We start from the raw sequence: 17,438 nt of genomic DNA, 5'->3' as shown, positions 1-17,438 counted from the left end.
GTCCCGCCCTCGGCCTCGCGCTTGTCGCCCGGGGCGCTCGTCTCGGGGGCCTCCTGGGCTGCCTTGCGGGCCTCGGCCTCCTTCAGGTCGAGCTTCTCCGCCTCGCCCGGCGTCGGCGCCGAGCCGCCGAGGTAGGCGGGCTGCCACCACGTCTCGCCCGAGCGCGGGACCTCCGGGTACTCGCGCTGCGCCCGTTCCAGCAGCTCCGAGATCCGCGCCCGCAGGTCCGCGGTGACCTGGTCGTAGTCGTCGCCGCGCTTGGGGTGCATGGGTTCGCCGACGAGGATCGTCACCGGGATGTTGCGCTGGAGCAGGCGGCGCTTGTGGCCCTTGGTCCACATCCGCTGCGGGCCCCAGATCGCGACGGGGATCAGCGGCACCTTGGACGCGACGGCCATCCGCACCGCGCCGCTCTTGATGTCCTTCACCGTGAACGAGCGGCTGATCGTCGCCTCGGCGAACACCCCGATGATCTCGCCGCTCTTGAGCGCCTTCAGCGCCGCCGCGTAGGACGAGGCGCCCGCCTCGCGGTCGACCGGGATGTGGTGCATCCCGCGCATCAGCGGCCCGGCGAACCGGTTGTCGAAGATCTCCTTCTTGGCCATGAACCGCACGAGCCGCCCGGCCGGGTGCGCGGCCAGCCCCGCGAAGATGAAGTCGAGGTAGCTGACATGGTTGCTGACCAGCACCGCGCCGCCGGTGCGGGGGATCTGCTCGGTCCCCTCCAGGCGGAACTTCATGTTCAGGCTCTTGAAGACGACGAGAGCCGCCTTGATCACCGGCGGGTAAACGCGTTCGGACATGCATGCACCGTACTTGAGCGTTCCATGATCAGCGACCGGGGTGCAGGATCCCGATGGATCACACAACCGGCCGGAACTCTGAGAAGGTTGGGTTGTGACGTGATCGGCGAAAGGGGATGAGCAACATGGAACCGTTGGACGCGGCGGCGGACGTGCACGCGCTCATCCGCGATGTGCTGCCCGCGCTGGCGCCCAGCGCCTGGTTCGACTCGGGAACCTCCGAGGTGGTGCTGCCCGTTGGACGGTCCGAGGCGAGGGCCTCAAGCTGGACGGTGCTGGAGCGATGCGCCCGCGAGCCGCGCGCGGACTGGCCCCGCGTCGTGGACGAGTGGGTCCGCGAGATCGGCGACCGGGCGTTCCTCGCCGTCGGCGAGATGGAGCTGTTCGGCGACGTCCGCGAGCTGCTGCGGCTGAGGATCGTGCCGAAGCTGGCCCCCCGCGACCGGGAGGGCCTCGTCGTGGTGCCCGCCGGCGACCACTTCGACGCGATGGTGATGATCGAGCACCCGCGCTACGGCGGCCCGCTGACCAAGGCCCGCGCCGGGCTCCTCGGCCTGCGCAAGCTCGGCTATGTGATGACGAACACCCATGACCGCGAGCTCGCCGACGTGGCCGTCCGCGACCAGCCGCTGCTGCCGGGCCGCAACGTCCGCGTCGTGACCAAGCCGGGCAGCCGGTACGTGTCGGCGCTGCTCAGCGAGGTCGACCAGTTCCTCCCCGGCCCGAACCGGCACGGCGCCCTCGTCGGCGTCCCGTGCCACAGCACGCTGCTGCTCTACCCGATCACCTCGGCCGCCGTGCGGGAGGTGCTCCCCGTGTTCGCCGACGTCGTCCGGGAGATGCACGCCGTCGCGGACGACCCGTGCGCGGGCGGCGTGTACTGGAGCCACGGCGAGCGCCGCCTCACCCCGCTCGCCGCCGCGTCGGACGGCGAGGGCTCCGGCGAGTTCGCCGCCCTCCTCCGCCGCCTCCCCGAAGGCTGAGACCGGGAGACTAAGGCAGCTTCCATTCGACCGGCGCCGCGCCTTGCTGTTCGAGGAGCTGGTTGGCGCGGCTGAACGGGCGGGAGCCGAAGAACCCTCCGTCGGCCGACCGCGGGCTCGGATGCGGGGACTCGATGCACGGGACGTTGCCGAGCATCGGCCGCAGGTTGCGCGCGTCGCGTCCCCACAGGATGGCGACCAGGGGGCGGTTCCGCCCGACGAGGGCGCGGATGGCGCACTCGGTGACCTCTTCCCAGCCCTTGTCGCGGTGCGAGCCGGGCTTGCCGGGCATCACGGTCAGCGCCCTGTTGAGCAGCAGGACGCCCTGCTCGGTCCACGGGGTGAGGTCGCCGCTGGACGGCTCCGGGTGCCCGAGGTCGCTGGAGTACTCGCGGAAGATGTTGATCAGGCTGGCGGGCAGCGGGCGGACGCCGGGCGCGACCGAGAAGCTGAGGCCGACCGCGTGCCCGGGCGTCGGGTAGGGGTCCTGCCCGACGATCAGGACGCGGACCTCGTCGAAGGGCTGGGTGAAGGCGCGCAGGATGTGCTCGCCCGCGGGCAGGTAGCGGCGCCCGGCGGCGACCTCGGCGCGCAGCCAGTCGCCCGCGGCCGCGATCGTCCCGGCGACCGGCTGCAGCGCGGCCGCCCATCCCGTCTCGACGATCTCCGCGAGTGGTCGTCCCGTCATGGCGCACCACCCTACGGGCTGAGCGCGGAGCCATCCTCCGAAATCGGCAGATGAACCAGGCGAAACGCCCCGTTAAGTCGGCGTTACTTCCTTACGTCCCTCGTTGACCTATAGCTCCGGACCGCATACCTCCTAGAGGGACAAGGCAGGCGCAGGACGAGCGGACGGACGAGAGCATGAGCCAGCTGACCACCGTGGACGCCACCTTCCTCAACGCCGAGACCGGGACCACGCACGCGCACATCGCTGGCCTCGGCGTCCTCGACGCCGCCTCCTGCCCCGGCGGACGGCTCACCGTCGCGTCGATGACCGAACTCGTCCGCACCCGCGCCCATCTGGCCGCCCGGCCGCTCCGGCAGCGGCTCGTCCAGGTGCCGCTGGGCCTCGACCGCCCCTACTGGGAGGACGATCCGGACTTCGACCCCGCACGCCACATCTCCGAGATCGGGCTTCCGGCCCCGGGGGACGACCGGCAACTCGCCGACACGGTCGCGATGCTGCACGAGCAGCCCCTCGACCGGTCGCGCCCGCTCTGGGAGCTGGTCGTCATCCAGGGGCTGGAGGGCGGCCGCACCGGGGTGTACGTGAAGGTGCACCACGCCGCCATCGACGGGGTGATGGCCGCCGAGACGCTCGCCGCCCTGCTGGACCTGTCGCCCGAACCGCGCGACCTGCCCGCCGACGATGCCGCTCCCGCGCGCGCCCCTGGAACGGTCAACATGCTGGGCACCGGGCTGCTGAAAGCCGCGCTGCATCCGCTCCGCACGGCCCTGTCGATGGCGCGCACCGCCCCGTACCTGGACGAGATCCCGGGCGTCTCGTCCATCCCGGGCGTCGGCCTGGTGTCGTCGGTCATGCAGGGCGCCCTCCGCCGCGAGGAGGTGCCGAGGGCGCCGCGGATCAGCGCGCCGCCCACCCCGTTCAACCTGCCGATCGGCCGGCGCCGCGCGGTCGCCTGCGGCGAGCTGCCGCTGGAGGAGATCAAGCGGATCAGGACGGGCCTGGGCGGCAGCGTCAACGACGTGGTCATGGCGCTGTGCGCGACGGCGCTGCGGCAGTGGCTCGACAAGCGCGGCGAGCTGCCGGACCGTCCGCTCGTCGCGGGCATCCCGGTGTCGCTGCGCCGCCCCGGCGCGGACGGCGGCGACGCCGGCAACCAGGTGTCGATCATGACGGCGCCGCTGGCGGTCCACCTGCCCGGCCCGGCCGAGCGCTACGCCGCCGTCCGGCGCGACATGGACCTGGTCAAGCGGCGGTTCGCCGCGTCCTCGGGAAGCTGGGTGCAGGAGATGAGCGGGCTCGTCCCCGCGCCCATCGCCGGGCCCGTCACCCGCCTGGCGATGCACGCGGCGCCGGCCATCGCGCTGCGCCCGGTCAACCTGATCATCTCGAACGTGCCGGGCCCGGGGTTCCCGCTCTACCTCGGCGGGGCCCGGCTGCTCGGCTACTACCCGATCTCGGTGGTCACCGACGTCAGCGGCGGCCTCAACATCACCGTCTTCTCCTACGACGGGAAGGTGGACGTCGGCATCGTCGCCTGCCGCGACCTCGTCCCCGACCCGTCGGAGATCGTCGACCACCTCGTGGACGCGCTGGACGAGCTCAAGGCCCTCGCCGAGGCGCCCCTTGGGGAGGAGTGATCCCGAGCGTCCTCCGGTGCCGCCACGCCAGCTCCAGCGCGGCGGCGCCGGCCGGCTGCATCGGCTCGGGCACCGTCCCGTCGAAGGGCGCCATCGCCACCTCGCCCTCGTCGTTGACCGCGACGAGCCCGCCGAACAGGTCGCCGAACGCCGCGTCCTCGACGACCACCACCGTCAGCAGGTCGAGCGCGAAGCTGAGCGGGTCCACGCCGAGCCCGAGGAAGCGGGCCCGCGCGGCGCCCTTCTCCCGGGCCTCGGTCAGGACGCGGTGGAACGTCCAATCGTCCTGGACGAAGCCCTCGCCGTAGTCCTCGTCCCCTCCGAGCAGCTCCTCGGCGTATTCGCGGACCATGCACCGCCATAGGTCCAGGTCGCGGCGTTCGTCGCCCAGCGGCTGGAACACGCCCACGGGCATCACCTGGTAGAGCCCGCCCGCGTGGGCGACTTTCGCCGGATCGCGCCAGTGCAGGACGTACGAGCCGGACGTGGTCACCGTCAGCGTCGTGATCGCGTTCAGCGCCGTCCGGCGGGAGAGGTCGCAGGGGTCCCCGACGCGCTCGCGCAGCGGCAACCCGCGTGCCTCGGCGGCCTCCCGGGCGGCCAGCTCGTGGGCCACCGCCTCGCCGACGTTCACGCCGTCGAAGTACCGGCCGGGGCCGAAGCGCAGGACGGGCGGGGCGGCGTCGAGCAGCCGGTAGCTCGGCCGGTCCTCGAAGGTCGCGGGCGGGGCGAGGGCCGCCATGGCCCCGGCGTACGTGCGATGCCCCTCGGGCAGCCCGTCGGACGGGTCGGCGACGGCGGGCGGGGCCGGACGCGGGTCCCACTCCAGCCGCATGGACTCCAGCGGGATCGGCTCCGGCGGGATCCACTCCGGGCGGCACAGCAGCGCGGTCCCGGCGACGCGCGGGGCACCGGGGTACAGGCCGCTCGCGATCCGGCCCAGCCGGGCACGGCCGGAGTTAAGCGCCGCCCGCTCGTCCCGCCATCGGATCTCGTCCCGCCGACGCCGCGCGTCCCGCTCGTCCCGCCCCATGTCCGCCACCTTAAGAGCCGGGTCGCCGTCCGCTTGCGAGGGTGACCTAAAGAGGCATTCCGTGCAGACCGCCCAAAGGACCGGAACAGCGTCGGCCGACTAAGCCCGCGAGCGCGAACAGAAAGGGACCGGCAGCCCCCGTTCCCTTCGTCTTACGTCATGCCGCTCCGAGGCGAACGCGAGGGTCCGTTTCAAAATGGGCTCAACTGTGGCGCGAGCGCGCTACCTGACCGGTGGGGCGAAGCCGAAGGCGAGCCCCACCGGGAAGATCGCGAAGCGATTCCGCGCTCGCCCAAGCACGGTCAGGGCTGCGAGCCGCCAGGCGAGCGGCCCTGGGCCGGGATTGACTAAACACAGCGCAGTTCCAGGGTGCAGCACTTGGGGCCGCCGCCGGCCTTGCGGAGCTCGGACAGGTCCACGGGGAACGGCTCGTACCCGTGCTCGCGCAGCGTCCCGATCAGGTCCGCCGCCTCGGCGTTGAGGACGACGTTGCGCCCGTCGCAGACGGCGTTCAGGCCGAGCACCGCCGCGTCCCGCTCACCCGCGCGGACCGCGTCCGGGAAGAGCCGCTCCAGGACGGCGCGGCTGCCCGGCGAGAACGCGCCCGGGTAGTAGGCCACGTTCCGGCCGCCGAGCGGGAACAGCGCCGTGTCCAGGTGGTAGAAGCGCGGGTCGACCAGGCGCAGCGTCACGACCGGGCGCCCGAGGAACTCCTGCGCCTCCTGGTGGGCCGCCATGTCGGTGCGGAAGCCCGTCCCGGCAAGGATCACGTCGTCGAGGGTGAGGAAGTCGCCCTCGCCCTCGTTGGTGTGCTCGGCGTCCAGCACGTCCGGGAATCCGTTGGCCCGCAGCCACGCGGCGTACGCGGGACCCTCGGCGCGGCGCTCGGCGTGCGTGAACCGCGCCGTGTACACCCGGCCACCGACCACCAGCGCGCCGTTGGCCGCGAACACCATGTCGGGCAGCCCCTCGACCGGGTCGATCAGGCTCACCTCGTGCCCGAGCGCGAGGTAGGCGGCGCGCAGCGCCTCCCACTGCTCGACCGCCCGGCCCGCGTCGGCGCCCGCCGCCGGGTCCATCCACGGGTTGATCGTGTAGGTGACGGCGAAGTGCGCCGGGCGGCACATCAGGTAGTGCCGCCGCAGCGCGGTCCGCGCGGGGACGGTGCTCGGCTCCGTTGCCGGCAGGACGGTCATGCGGCTCTCCAGAAGGCTTGCGCGGGGGGACTCGGCTGATCGAAAGCCTAGGAACCCGGCGCTCGCATTCCAATGCGCCGATCTTGCGCTGACCTGGTGGGACGTTGCTTGTTTTGTCCCGTCAACGGTGATTCATTGCGCCGCCCGCGCGGGCGGTTCCCGGGGCGTGGCGTGTTCGCCGGGCGGCGAACACGCCACGGCGCCGCCTACAGGTTGATCATGTGGCCGGCGAGGCCGTGGACGGCCTCCTTGACGGCCTCGCCCAGCGTCGGGTGCGCGTGGACGTTGCGCGCGACCTCGTGGACGGTCAGGTCCCACTGCTGGGCCAGCGTCAGCTGCGGCAGCAGCTCGGTGACCTCGGGGCCGATCAGGTGCGCGCCGAGGATCTCGCCGTACTTGGCGTCGCTGATCACCTTGACGAAGCCGTCGCCCTCGCCCATGCCGAGCGCCTTGCCGTTGGCGCTGTAGGGGAACTTGGCGGTCTTGACGTCGAACCCCTGCTCCTTCGCCTGCGCCTCCGTCCACCCGAAGCTCGCGACCTGCGGCTGGCAGTAGGTCGCGCGGGGGATCATCACGTAGTCGAGCTCCATCGTCTCGGCGTCGGCGATGGTCTCCGCCGCGACGATCCCCATGGCCTCGGCGGCGTGCGCCAGCATCAGCTTCGCGGTCACGTCGCCGATCGCGAAGATGTGCGGGACGGACGTGCGGCAGCGGCCGTCCACGTCGATGGCGCCGCGCTCGGTCAGCCGGACGCCCGTCCGCTCCAGGCCGTAGCCCTCCACGTTCGGCTGGAACCCGATCGCCTGGAGGACCTTGTCGGCCTCGATGACCTTCTGGCCGCCGTCCTTGCCGGTAACGGTGACCTTGACCTTGTCGCCCGAGTCGTCGATCGCGTCCACGCGGGTGGAGGTCAGCACGTCCACGCCGAGCTTGCGGTAGCGCTTGGCCAGCTCCTTGGACACGTCGGCGTCCTCGTTCGGGACCATCCGGTCGAGGAACTCGACGATCGTCACCTTCACGCCGTAGTTGTGCAGGACGTAGGCGAACTCCACGCCGATCGCCCCGGCGCCCGCGATGACGATGCTCTCCGGCAGTTCGGAGCTGAGGATCTGCTCCTCGTAGGTCACGACGCGATCGGACAGCGACGTGCCCGGCAGTAGCTTGGTGTGGGCGCCCGCCGCGATGATGCAGTGGCCGAACGTCACCGTCTCGCCGGACCCGTCGCTCCTGGCGACCCGCAGGGTGTTCGCGTCGGTGAACGTGCCGCGCCCGTCGTACGAGGTGATCTTGTTCTTCTTCATCAGGAACTGGACGCCCTTGACGAGCTTCTCCGACACCTCGCGGCTGCGCCGGTACGCCTCCCCGTAGTCGAAGGTGACCTCGCCCTCGACCTTGATCCCGTAGGTCTTCCGCTCCTGGGTGAAGATGTGCGCCAGCTCGGCGTTGCGCAGCAGCGCCTTCGAGGGGATGCAGCCGACGTTCAGGCAGACGCCGCCCCAGTACCGCTCCTCGATGATCGCCGTCTTCAGCCCGAGCTGCGCCGACCGGATCGCGGCGACATATCCACCCGGGCCGGCGCCCAGGACCACGACGTCAAAGTGTTCGCTCATATCCAGTGACGATATTCGGCGGCGGGCGGTGCTCGCATCCCGGCATGGCGCATGGCGGCACGTCGTCCGGCACGCGGCGTGATCGGAACGGGTGGCGCTTCGGCTTCCCCGTCACATCCTGTTAGGGTTTCCAGCGGCCTCTCGGCGGTGAAGCGGCGCGGGGGCGGGGCGGCGCGCGAGCGGCGCGAGCCCCGGCACGGCGGGCGCGACGAGCTCCCGGCCGCGCGGGCGTGCGGAGCCCGGCACGCGGCCGGCCCGCGGTGCCGCCGCAACACGGTGCCGCCGGAACAACACGGTGTCGCTGGAACACGGTGCCACCGGAGCGCCGCTGGAACACGGCGCCCCGGCCCGGTCGTTGTCGGCAGATGTCCCCGGCGTGAGCGAAGCGGAGGAGAAGACGAGTGAGGATTCCCAAGCGCGTCAACACCGTCCTGGACTGGATGGAGAAGCACTTCCGCGCGCTTGCGGTGGTCGTCACCCTGGTGGTGGTGGCGCTGGTGGCCTCGCTCGCCCCGCCCGTCGTCGGCCTCCCGGTCGCCGGGTTCGTGCTCGGCGTCGCGGCCGGCGGCTTCCTGGTCCACGTGCGGATGAGCAAGCGCGTGGGCCGCGTTCGCGCCGACGTCGACGACCTCCTCCGCGAGAACGGCGCCCTCCGGCACCGCAACACCGTCCTCGCCAGCGGCGTGATCACGCGTGAGGCGCAGGAGACGCAGGCGCTCGTCGCCATCCCCGAGGACGAGGAGCTCGTCGAGGACGACCCGCAGCGCACCGCGCACCTCCCCGAGATCCCCGAGTTGCCGGACGACCTCTTCGACGAGGACTCCGAGGACACCGCGAAGAACCGGCGCAAGGGCTAGGGGGTATGGCCGCAGGTGGGACGCCGCCGCGGTCGGAGCGTGACGGGGGCGTGACCCTGGGGGACCGGCCGTGGTGACCCGGCGTTAGCTTCGCCGGTCTTCGGGCAGAGGGTAGCCCGGGAGGTGTCGATGAACGCAGACTCCGATCCCGGGCCGGACGCGCCCGGCCGGGGACGCGGCCCGGCGGGGGCGGGGGCGCGCGTAGCGCAGGACAGGCAGGTGGACCAGCCGGCCGTCCGCAAGGCCGTGCTCGCGTCCGCGATGGGCAACTGTATCGAGTGGTTCGACTTCGGCGTGTTCAGCGCCGGGGTGATGACCTCGGTCATCGGCACGGTGTTCTTTCCGTCCGGCGAGTCGGGCAGCGCCACGCTCCGCTCGTTCGCGCTGATCGCGGCGGCGTTCCTCGCCCGTCCGTTCGGCGGCATGTTCTTCGGCCCCATGGGCGACAGGCTGGGCCGCAAGCGGGTGCTGGCCACGACGATCATCCTGATGTCGGGCTCCACGTTCGCGATCGGGATCCTGCCGGGCTACCACACGATCGGCCTCGCCGCGCCGCTGCTGCTGCTCGCGGTGCGGCTCGTCCAGGGCTTCTCGACGGGCGGCGAGTACGGCGGCGCCGCGACGATGATCGCCGAGTACGCGCCGACGAACCGGCGCGGGTTCTTCGGCAGCTTCCTGGAGCTCGGCACGCTGACCGGCTACATCATGGGTGCGGGCCTGGTGCTGCTGACGAACGTGGGGCTCGGCGAGGACCGGATGCACGACTGGGGCTGGCGGCTGCCGTTCCTGCTCGCGCTCCCGCTCGGGCTCGTCGGCCTGTACGTGCGGACGCGCATCGAGGACACCCCCGCCTTCCAGCACATGGAGGAGGAGGGCAAGAAGGCGCGTTCGCCGCTCAGGGAGACGCTGGAACACAACTGGCGGATGATCCTCATGCTGATCGGGATCGTCTTCCTGCTGAACGTCGCGGACTACACGCTGCTGACGTTCATGCCGTCCTACCTCACCGACAACCTTGAGATGGGCGATGTGACGTCGCAGCTCATCACCATCGGGGTGGAGCTGGCGATGATCACGGCGATCGTCCCGCTCGGCGCGCTGTCGGACCGGATCGGCCGCAAGCCGCTGCTGGTCAGCGCGGCGGTGGGCTACATCGTGCTGGCCTGGCCGGCGTTCGCGCTGATGCAGACCGATCACCCGGCCGGCGTCGCGCTCGGCTACGCGATCATCGGCGGGCTGCTGGTGCTGATGCTGGCGGTGGTCGGGGCGACGTTCCCGGCGATGTTCCCGACGAAGGTGCGGTACGGGGCGTTCGCGATCGGCTACAACGTCTCCACATCGCTGTTCGGCGGGACGGCGGCGGTGCTGGTCGGCTCGCTGATCAAGGTGACCGGGACCAACTACGTCCCGGCGTACTACCTGATGCTCGCCGGGCTGGTGGCGCTGGTGCCGATCATCAGGATCCCGGAGACGGCGGGCGTCCCGATCGAGCGGGCCGGGGACGAGAACGCCCCGGAACCCGTGGGTTCCGGGGCGGTGCGCTGAGACGCGGATCCGTCCGACGCCGCTCGGCGATGGCCAGGGTCAGCGGCGGGCGAAGTGCCGGCGGGACCAGCCCACCAGCGAGGTCGCGATCGCCAGTGCGGCGCCGGTCTCGATCACCAGTGCTGTCCAAACCGTGGTCACTGGGGGCCTCCCTTCCGGTCTGCCGGGCCCGTCCTCGCCGGGGCCCGTGATGCTCATCTGCCCTAACACCAGAAGGGGGCCGGACTTTCCCGCCCCGGGCCGGGATGGCGGGTGATTTGCACCACCGGCCGGGCCACGTTCGTGGGCCGTCACGGCTCCCGGCGCGGGCCGGGGGGATCGGCGTCCAGATGCCTTTCCAGCGCGTCCAGCCGCGTGGACCAGGCGCGCCGGTAGGGGGCGAGCCAGGAGTCAACCTCGGCGAGCGGCTCTAGGCGCACCTCGTACACCCGCCTCTGCGCGTCCTGGCGGGCCCGCACGAGCCCGGCGTCGCGCAGGACCTTCAGATGCTTGGACGTGCCGGGCTGCGTGAGCCCGAGCTGCTCCACGAGTTCCCCCACCGGACGCGGCCGCTCCAAAAGGAGGTCCAGGATGCGGCGGCGGGTCGGCTCGGCGAGCACCGTGAACGCGGAAGACATGCCATCATCATAACCGGCCATTCATATGCACACTCGGGTATATATTAGCGGAGGTCGCGGAAGAACGCGCGCACGTCGTCCGCCAGCAGGTCCGGCACCTCCATCGCCGCGAAGTGACCGCCCGAGCCGAACTCCGTCCACCGCACGACCCGGTGCTCCCGCTCGGCGAACCGCCGGATGGTGGAGTCGCCCGCGAAGACGGCCACGCCGACCGGGACCGGCGACCGCTCCCGCTCCTTCCCCCAGGCGGAGGCGTTCTCCCGGTAGAAGCGCGCGGCCGATCCCGCGGTCCCGGTCAGCCAGTGGATCTGGACGTTCGTCAGGATCGCGTCGCGATCGAGCGCGCCCACCTTGTCGCCGTGGCCCGCGAACCAGTCGGCGTACCAGGCGAGCTGTCCCGCGGGGGAGTCGGCCAGCGCGTACGCCAGCGTCTGCGGACGGGTGCTCTGGACCACGGCGTAGCCCGACAGCTGCTCGTGCCACCGCGTCAGCCCGGTCAGCCGCTCCCGGTCGGCGCCGCTGAGCCCGTCCAGCTCGTCCGGGTCGCCGGACGGTGGCGTGACGAGGGCGTTGACGTGCACGCCGACGACCCGGTCCGGCGCCGCCCTGCCCAGCTCGGGCGAGATGACCGAGCCGAAGTCGCCGCCCTGCGCGCCGAACCGCTCGTAGCCGAGGCGGTGCATCAGCTCCGTCCAGGCGCGCGCGACCCTGGAGGCGTCCCAGCCGGCCTCGTGCGTCGGCCCGGAGAAGCCGAACCCCGGGATCGACGGGACGACGAGGTGGAAGGCGTCCGCCGGGTCGCCGCCGTGTGCGCGCGGGTCGGTCAGTGGCCCGATGAGCTGCGTGAACTCGGCCACCGAACCCGGCCAGCCGTGCGTGAGGACCAAAGGCAGCGCGCCCGGCTCCGGCGAGCGGACGTGCAGGAAATGCACCCGCTGTCCCTCGATTGCCGTCGTGAACTGCGGAAATCCGTTCAGCTCCGCCTCGTGCCGTCGCCAGTCGTACCCGGTGCGCCAATACTCGGAGAGGTCGCGCACATAGGCGGCCGGAACTCCGTACGACCAGCCGACCCCTGGAAGCTCGTCCGGCCAGCGGGTGAGCCCCAAGCGCGCGCGCAGGTCGTCCAGGGCGGCGTTGGGCACATTTATACAGAAGGAGCGGATCTTGTTGTCGTCCATGCATCAGACGGTAAGCGCCGTAGAGGCCGGATCTTGTCCGCTATCGCCGAGAGGTGCGTCTTGTGTGACCGAAAAGCAAAGAAGAGGTGAGGGAGATCTCCCGTTGCGATCATGTGATTACCGTGGGTAGCGTCTCGGGTGGCAAGGCAGAAGGCCGGAAAAGAAAGGCTCCCCCGGATATCGGCGCTGCTTTCTTTGCCTTCCCTTTGTCTTGAGGTACGGCACATTCCTGGCAGACCGGCGACGAATCGGTGGTGTGGACGTGACGGAACAGCAGTTGAGCCTCGGTACCGCGGCGGCACGAAACCTGGCGACGACGACCAAGTCCGTGCCGCAGATGCAGGGCATCTCCTCCCGGTGGCTGCTGAAGCTACTGCCCTGGGTACAGGCGGCGGGCGGCGCCTATCGCGTCAACCGGCGGCTCACCTATACCGTCGGTGACGGACGGGTGACGTTCGTGACCACCGGCGCCGACGTCCGCGTCATCCCGCGCGAGCTGGGCGAGCTGCCGCCCCTGCGCGGCTACGACGACGAGCTGTCGCTGGACGCCCTCGCGGGCCGCTTCACCCAGCACGAGTACGAGCCCGGCGACGTCATCGTGGAGCAGGGCCGGCCCGTCGACCAGGTCATCCTCGTCGTCCACGGCAAGCTCAGCAGGGTCGGCGAGGGCGCGTACGGCGCCGAGGCCGCCCACGGCACGCTCGCGGACGGCGACTTCGTCGGCGAGCAGACCCTGGTCCGCGGCGAGGAGGACGACGAACCGGACCAGTGGGAGCACACCATCAAGGCGGTCACCGCCTGCACCCTGCTCACCATGAGCGAGGCCGACTTCCGGGAGACGCTCGGCCAGTCGCCGTCGCTCCAGGCCCACCTCGAAGAGTTCCGCAACAGCCCCGAACGCGCGCAGAACCCGCACGGCGAGGCGGCCATCGATGTCGCGTCCGGGCACTCGGGAGAACCCGTCCTGCCCGGGACGTTCGTCGACTACGAAGGCTCCCCGCGCGAGTACGAGCTGAGCGTCGCCCAGACCGTCCTGCGCGTCCACACCCGGGTCGCCGACCTCTACAACGACCCGATGGACCAGGTCGAGCAGCAGCTCCGGCTGACCATCGAGGCGCTGCGCGAGCGCCAGGAGGACGAGCTCGTCAACAACCGCGACTTCGGCCTGCTGCACAACACCGACCTGTCCCAGCGCGTCCACACCCGCGGCGGCCCGCCCACGCCCGACGACATGGACGACCTGCTCACCCTCGTCTGGAAGGACCCGGCGTTCTTCCTCGCCCACCCCAAGGCGATCGCCGCGTTCGGCCGCGAGTGCAGCGCGCGCGGCGTCTACCCCGAGAGCGTGGACGTCCACGGCAACCAGGTCCCGGCCTGGCGCGGCGTACCGATCTTCCCCTGCAACAAGATCCCGGTCAGCAAGACCAAGACCAGCTCGATCCTGCTGATGCGCACCGGCGAGGCGTCCCAGGGCGTCATCGGGCTGCACCAGATCGGGCTGCCCGACGAGTACCAGCCCGGCCTGTCCGTCCGGTACATGGGCATCAACGAGCAGGCGCTCATCTCCTACCTGGTCAGCGCCTACTACTCCGCCGCCGTGCTCGTGCCCGACGCGCTGGGCATGCTGGAGTCCGTCGAGATCGCGCACGGTGGGGCGGCCTAGTGCAGCCGTTCCAGCTCCCCCGGTTCTATGTGCCGCATCCAGCGCGGCTCAATCCCCGCCTCGACCAGGCGCGCGAGCACTCCAAGAAATGGTCGTACGACACGGGCATCCTCGGCGACGACCCGTCCGGCTCCCCGATCTGGGACGAGGACGCCTACGACGCCCACGACTACGCGCTCCTGACCGCCTACGCGCACCCCGAGGCGCCCGGCCCCGTCCTCGACCTGGTCACCGACTGGTATGTCTGGTTGTTCTACTTCGACGACCATTTTCTGGAGCGTTTCAAACGCCCCCGCGACCTCGCCGGCGCCGCCGAGTACCTCGCGCGGCTCCCCGCCTTCATGCCCATGAAGGCGGGGGCCGCCCCGGCTCCCGAACCCACCGGCCCGGTCGAGCGCGGCCTGGCCGACCTGTGGGGGCGCACCGTCCCGCTCATGTCGCAGGAGTGGCGCGAACGGTTCGCCGAGAGCACGCACAACGTTCTGCAGGAGTCCCTGCGGGAGCTCACCAACATCACTGACGAGCGCGTCCCCAACCCGATCGACTACATCGAGATGCGCCGCAAGGTCGGCGGCGCCCCCTGGTCGGCCGACCTGGCGGAGGTCGCCGCCGGAGCCGAGGTGCCCGCGGACGTCGCGGGCACCCGCCCGCTGCGGGTGCTGAAAGACGCGTTCGCCGACTCCGTCCACCTGCGCAACGACATCTTCTCCTACCAGCGCGAGATAGAGAGCGAGGGCGAGGTCAACAACGGCGTCCTGGTGATGCAGCGGTTCTTCGGCACCGGCCCGCAGCGCGCCGCCGAGCTCACCAACGACCTGCTGACCTCGCGGATGCAGCAGTTCGAGAACACCGTGGTCACCGAGCTCCCGCTCCTGTTCGAGGAGCGGGGGCTCTCCCCGGCGGCCCGGCTCGACGTCCTCCGGTACGCCCGGGCCCTCCAGGACTGGCAGTCCGGCGCCCACGAGTGGCACCTGCGGTCCAGCCGGTACATGAACGAGGGGGCCGCTACCGGCTCCCTCGCCCCGGAGGGGCTGCCCAAGGTGTCCGGGCTGCTCGGCCTCGGCACCTCGGCGGTGCGGATCCGGTCGCTGACCAGGCCGCCCGGTCCCGCGCCCGGCGAGACGTTCCGGCTCCCGGAGCTCACGCTGCCGTACCCGGCCCTGCTCAACCCGCGGGTGTCCGCGCTCCGCACGCACGCCGGAGCGTGGGCGCGCGAGATGGGCATGGTGGACGGCGACGCCCCCGGGCCCTGGACGGCCGACGCGTTCGACGCCGCCGACTACGCGATGTTCACCGCCCTGACCCACCCCGACGCGGCCTGCCCCGAACTGGAGCTGATCAACGACTGGAACCTGTGGAGGTTCTACTTCGACGACTTCTTCGTCGAACGCTTCAAGCACCCCCGCGACCTCCTCGGCGCCAAGACCTACCTTGCGCGGCTCCGTGACTTCACGGCGGAACCCTCGGCCGGGGCCGTCCCGTCCGATCCGGTCGAGCGCGGCCTGGCCGACCTGTGGGCCCGCATGCCCGCCGAGGAACGAGCCCACCTCGCCGACGGGCTCTGGGAGTTCACCGACGGGGCGCTGTGGGAGCTGGCCGGGCTCGTCCAGAACCGCGTCCCCGACCCCGTCGACTACATCGAGATGCGGCGCAAGACCAGTGCCGCCGCGCTCTCCACCGGCCTGGTGCGGTACGCCCTGGGCGTCCCGGCCGAGGTCCTGGCCTCAGGCCCGGTGCGGGCGCTCCGCGACACGTTCGCCGACAGCGTGGGGCTCCGCAACGACCTCCTGTCGTACCGCAAGGAGACCGAGGTGGAGGGCGAGCACGCCAACGGAGTCGTCGCCGTCCAGCGGTTCCTGGGCTCCGACCTGCAACATGCCGCCGACATCGTCGGCGACCTGATCGACTCGCGCGTCCGGCGGTTCGCGCGCATCGCCGACTCCGAGCCGCCCGTCCCGGCCGCCGGACACGACCTCGACGCCGCCGCCCGCGAGGGCCTCGCCCGCTACGTCGAGGCGCTGCGCCGCTGGATGGCCGGCGACCTGCGATGGTCCACGACGACCGCCCGCTACACGCCCCCGGCGCCCCCGCCCGCGGTCCAGCCGGGCGCATCCGCCACCGAGAGCGCGGAGGCACCCCGCGCGCTCGTCCCAGCCACACGGCCCCTGACCGGTCCGACCGGGCTCGGCACCTCGTCGGCCCGCGTCCGTCCGGCCCATCCCGCGATTTCCGGAGGTAGCGGCTCATGACCGAACAGCAGCTGAGCCTGAGCACGTCGGCGGCGCGCAACCTCGCGACGACGACCAAGTCCGTCCCGCAGATGCAGGGCATCACCCCGCGCTGGCTGCTGACGCTGCTGCCGTGGGTGCGGGCGGACGCCGGCTCGTACCGGGTGAACCGCCGGCTCACCTACGAGCTCGGCGACGGGCGGTTGACCTTCGTCAACGACGGCGCGGACGTCCGCGTGATCCCGCCCGAGCTGGCCGAACTACCCCCGCTGCGCCGGCTCGGCGACGCCGAGGTCCTGGAAGGGCTCGCCGAACGGTTCTCCCAGCGCGAGTACGAGCCCGGCGAGACGATCGTGGAGGCGGGCCGTCCCCTCGACCAGGTCGTCCTGATCGCGCACGGCAAGGTCGCGGAGATCGGCCCCGGCGCGTACGGCGCCGACGCCGAACTGGCCGTCCTGGCGGACGGCGAGTTCTTCGGCGAGCGGGCCCTGCTCGACACCTCCGAGGAATGGGAGCACGCGTACCGCGCCGTCACGCCCTGCACGGTGCTGTCACTGTCCAACGAGGCGATCGGCGAGCTGACCGGCCGCTTCGACGGCCTGCGTACCCACCTGGAGGAATACCGCGACGCGCCCGTCCTGCCGCAGACCCGGCACGGCGAGGCGGAGATCTCGCTCGCGGCCGGCCACGACGGCGAGCCGGTGCTGCCGGGCACGTTCGTCGACTACGAGAGCGCGCCCCGCGAGTACGAGATGAGCGTCACCCAGACGCGGCTGCGCGTCCACTCCCGCGTCACCGACCTCTACAACAAGCCGATGAACCAGCTCGAACAGCAACTCCGGCTGACCATCGAGGAAATCAAGGAGCGGCAGGAGGACGAGCTGATCAACAACCGCGACTTCGGCCTGCTGCACAACTGCGACCTGCGGCACCGCATCCAGACCCGGGGCGGCCCCCCCACTCCCGCCGACCTGGACGAACTGCTGGCCCGGCGCCGCAAGACGCGGTTCCTGCTCGCCCACCCGAGGACGATCGCCGCGTTCGGCCGCGAGTGCACCCGCCGCGGCGTCTACCCCGCCACCGCCGACGCGAACGGCCGCCGCGTCCAGGCGTGGCGCGGCGTGCCGCTCTACCCCAGCGACAAGATCCCGATCAGCTCGTCCGGGACCAGCTCGATCCTGGCGATGCGCACCGGCGAGGACGACCAGGGCGTCATCGGCCTGCACCGCACCGGGATCCCCGACGAGGTCCAGCCGGGCCTCTCGGTGCGCTTCACCGGCATCGACGACAAGGCGATCATGACCTATCTGGTCAGCGCCTACTACTCTGCCGCGGTGCTGGTACCCGACGCCCTCGGCGTCCTGGAGAACGTCGAGATCGCCCGCTGAGGAGGGGAC

General features: G+C 71.5%; 14 protein-coding genes. 7 read left to right on the top strand and 7 right to left on the bottom strand.

What is annotated here, in order from left to right; all coding sequences use genetic code 11:
- On the bottom strand, positions 1 to 803 hold an 803-nt coding region (locus E1298_RS16440; RefSeq protein WP_131894083.1), incomplete at its 3' end, for a lysophospholipid acyltransferase family protein.
- Positions 804 to 928: 125 nt separating this feature from the next.
- Here E1298_RS16440 and E1298_RS16435 point away from each other — a divergent pair.
- On the top strand, positions 929 to 1,786 hold the full coding sequence (locus tag E1298_RS16435; RefSeq protein WP_243725620.1) for a hypothetical protein: 858 nt from the start codon (positions 929 to 931) through the stop codon (positions 1,784 to 1,786).
- A 10-nt stretch (positions 1,787 to 1,796) separates the two neighbouring features.
- Here the strand turns inward: E1298_RS16435 and E1298_RS16430 are convergent, their stop codons facing one another.
- Positions 1,797 to 2,474 (bottom strand): uracil-DNA glycosylase, encoded by a 678-nt coding sequence (locus E1298_RS16430; protein ID WP_131894079.1) that lies wholly within the window; start codon positions 2,472 to 2,474, stop codon positions 1,797 to 1,799.
- Between the two features lie 176 nt (positions 2,475 to 2,650).
- Here E1298_RS16430 and E1298_RS16425 point away from each other — a divergent pair, with 176 nt between their 5' ends.
- Positions 2,651 to 4,114 carry a WS/DGAT/MGAT family O-acyltransferase gene (locus tag E1298_RS16425; RefSeq protein ID WP_131894077.1) on the top strand — a complete coding sequence of 488 codons (1,464 nt, stop codon included), beginning with the start codon at positions 2,651 to 2,653 and terminating at the stop codon, positions 4,112 to 4,114.
- Here the strand turns inward: E1298_RS16425 and E1298_RS16420 are convergent.
- From E1298_RS16420 to lpdA, 3 genes are all read right to left on the bottom strand, one after another.
- Positions 4,077 to 5,147 carry a transcriptional regulator gene (locus E1298_RS16420; protein WP_131894075.1) on the bottom strand — a complete coding sequence of 357 codons (1,071 nt, stop codon included), beginning with the start codon at positions 5,145 to 5,147 and terminating at the stop codon, positions 4,077 to 4,079. The two genes, E1298_RS16425 and E1298_RS16420, sit on opposite strands and share 38 nt — an antisense overlap.
- A gap of 347 nt (positions 5,148 to 5,494) precedes the next feature.
- Positions 5,495 to 6,343, bottom strand: coding sequence for a dimethylargininase (ddaH, locus tag E1298_RS16415; RefSeq protein ID WP_131894073.1), 849 nt, complete (start codon positions 6,341 to 6,343; stop codon positions 5,495 to 5,497).
- A 206-nt stretch (positions 6,344 to 6,549) separates the two neighbouring features.
- Positions 6,550 to 7,953, bottom strand: a complete 1,404-nt coding sequence (gene lpdA / locus E1298_RS16410; RefSeq protein ID WP_131894071.1) for a dihydrolipoyl dehydrogenase — start codon at positions 7,951 to 7,953, stop codon at positions 6,550 to 6,552.
- Between the two features lie 401 nt (positions 7,954 to 8,354).
- Between lpdA and E1298_RS16405 the strand changes: the two genes are divergently transcribed.
- Both E1298_RS16405 and E1298_RS16400 read left to right on the top strand, forming a co-directional pair.
- Entirely contained in the window at positions 8,355 to 8,810 is a 456-nt protein-coding gene (locus E1298_RS16405) for a hypothetical protein (RefSeq protein WP_131894069.1), read from the top strand.
- Between the two features lie 129 nt (positions 8,811 to 8,939).
- The gene (locus E1298_RS16400; protein ID WP_207944661.1) at positions 8,940 to 10,355 is read left to right on the top strand and encodes an MFS transporter; all 1,416 of its coding nucleotides are present in this window, start codon (positions 8,940 to 8,942) and stop codon (positions 10,353 to 10,355) included.
- Between the two features lie 290 nt (positions 10,356 to 10,645).
- On the opposite strand, the gene E1298_RS16395 is transcribed toward E1298_RS16400, so the two are convergent.
- Both E1298_RS16395 and E1298_RS16390 read right to left on the bottom strand, forming a co-directional pair.
- Positions 10,646 to 10,972, bottom strand: a complete 327-nt coding sequence (locus E1298_RS16395; protein WP_131894067.1) for an ArsR/SmtB family transcription factor — start codon at positions 10,970 to 10,972, stop codon at positions 10,646 to 10,648.
- A gap of 44 nt (positions 10,973 to 11,016) precedes the next feature.
- Entirely contained in the window at positions 11,017 to 12,150 is a 1,134-nt protein-coding gene (locus E1298_RS16390; protein WP_131894065.1) for an epoxide hydrolase family protein, read from the bottom strand.
- 262 nt (positions 12,151 to 12,412) lie between these two features.
- Here E1298_RS16390 and E1298_RS16385 point away from each other — a divergent pair, with 262 nt between their 5' ends.
- From E1298_RS16385 to E1298_RS16375, 3 genes are read left to right on the top strand one after another with little or no spacing between them, the layout of a single operon-like run.
- Positions 12,413 to 13,813, top strand: coding sequence for a family 2B encapsulin nanocompartment shell protein (locus E1298_RS16385; protein WP_243725619.1), 1,401 nt, complete (start codon positions 12,413 to 12,415; stop codon positions 13,811 to 13,813).
- Positions 13,813 to 16,062: a terpene synthase family protein gene (locus E1298_RS16380; protein WP_131894063.1), complete on the top strand. Its 2,250-nt coding sequence runs from the start codon at positions 13,813 to 13,815 to the stop codon at positions 16,060 to 16,062. The genes E1298_RS16385 and E1298_RS16380 overlap by 1 nt, the downstream gene beginning before the upstream one ends.
- Positions 16,059 to 17,429, top strand: a complete 1,371-nt coding sequence (locus E1298_RS16375; protein ID WP_131894061.1) for a family 2B encapsulin nanocompartment shell protein — start codon at positions 16,059 to 16,061, stop codon at positions 17,427 to 17,429. The genes E1298_RS16380 and E1298_RS16375 overlap by 4 nt, the downstream gene beginning before the upstream one ends.
- Positions 17,430 to 17,438: the final 9 nt, after the last annotated feature.

Origin of the sequence: Actinomadura rubrisoli (assembly GCF_004349215.1) — a bacterium.
GTDB lineage: Bacteria > Actinomycetota > Actinomycetes > Streptosporangiales > Streptosporangiaceae > Spirillospora > Spirillospora rubrisoli.
This window is presented reverse-complemented; position numbering and strand designations above follow the sequence as displayed.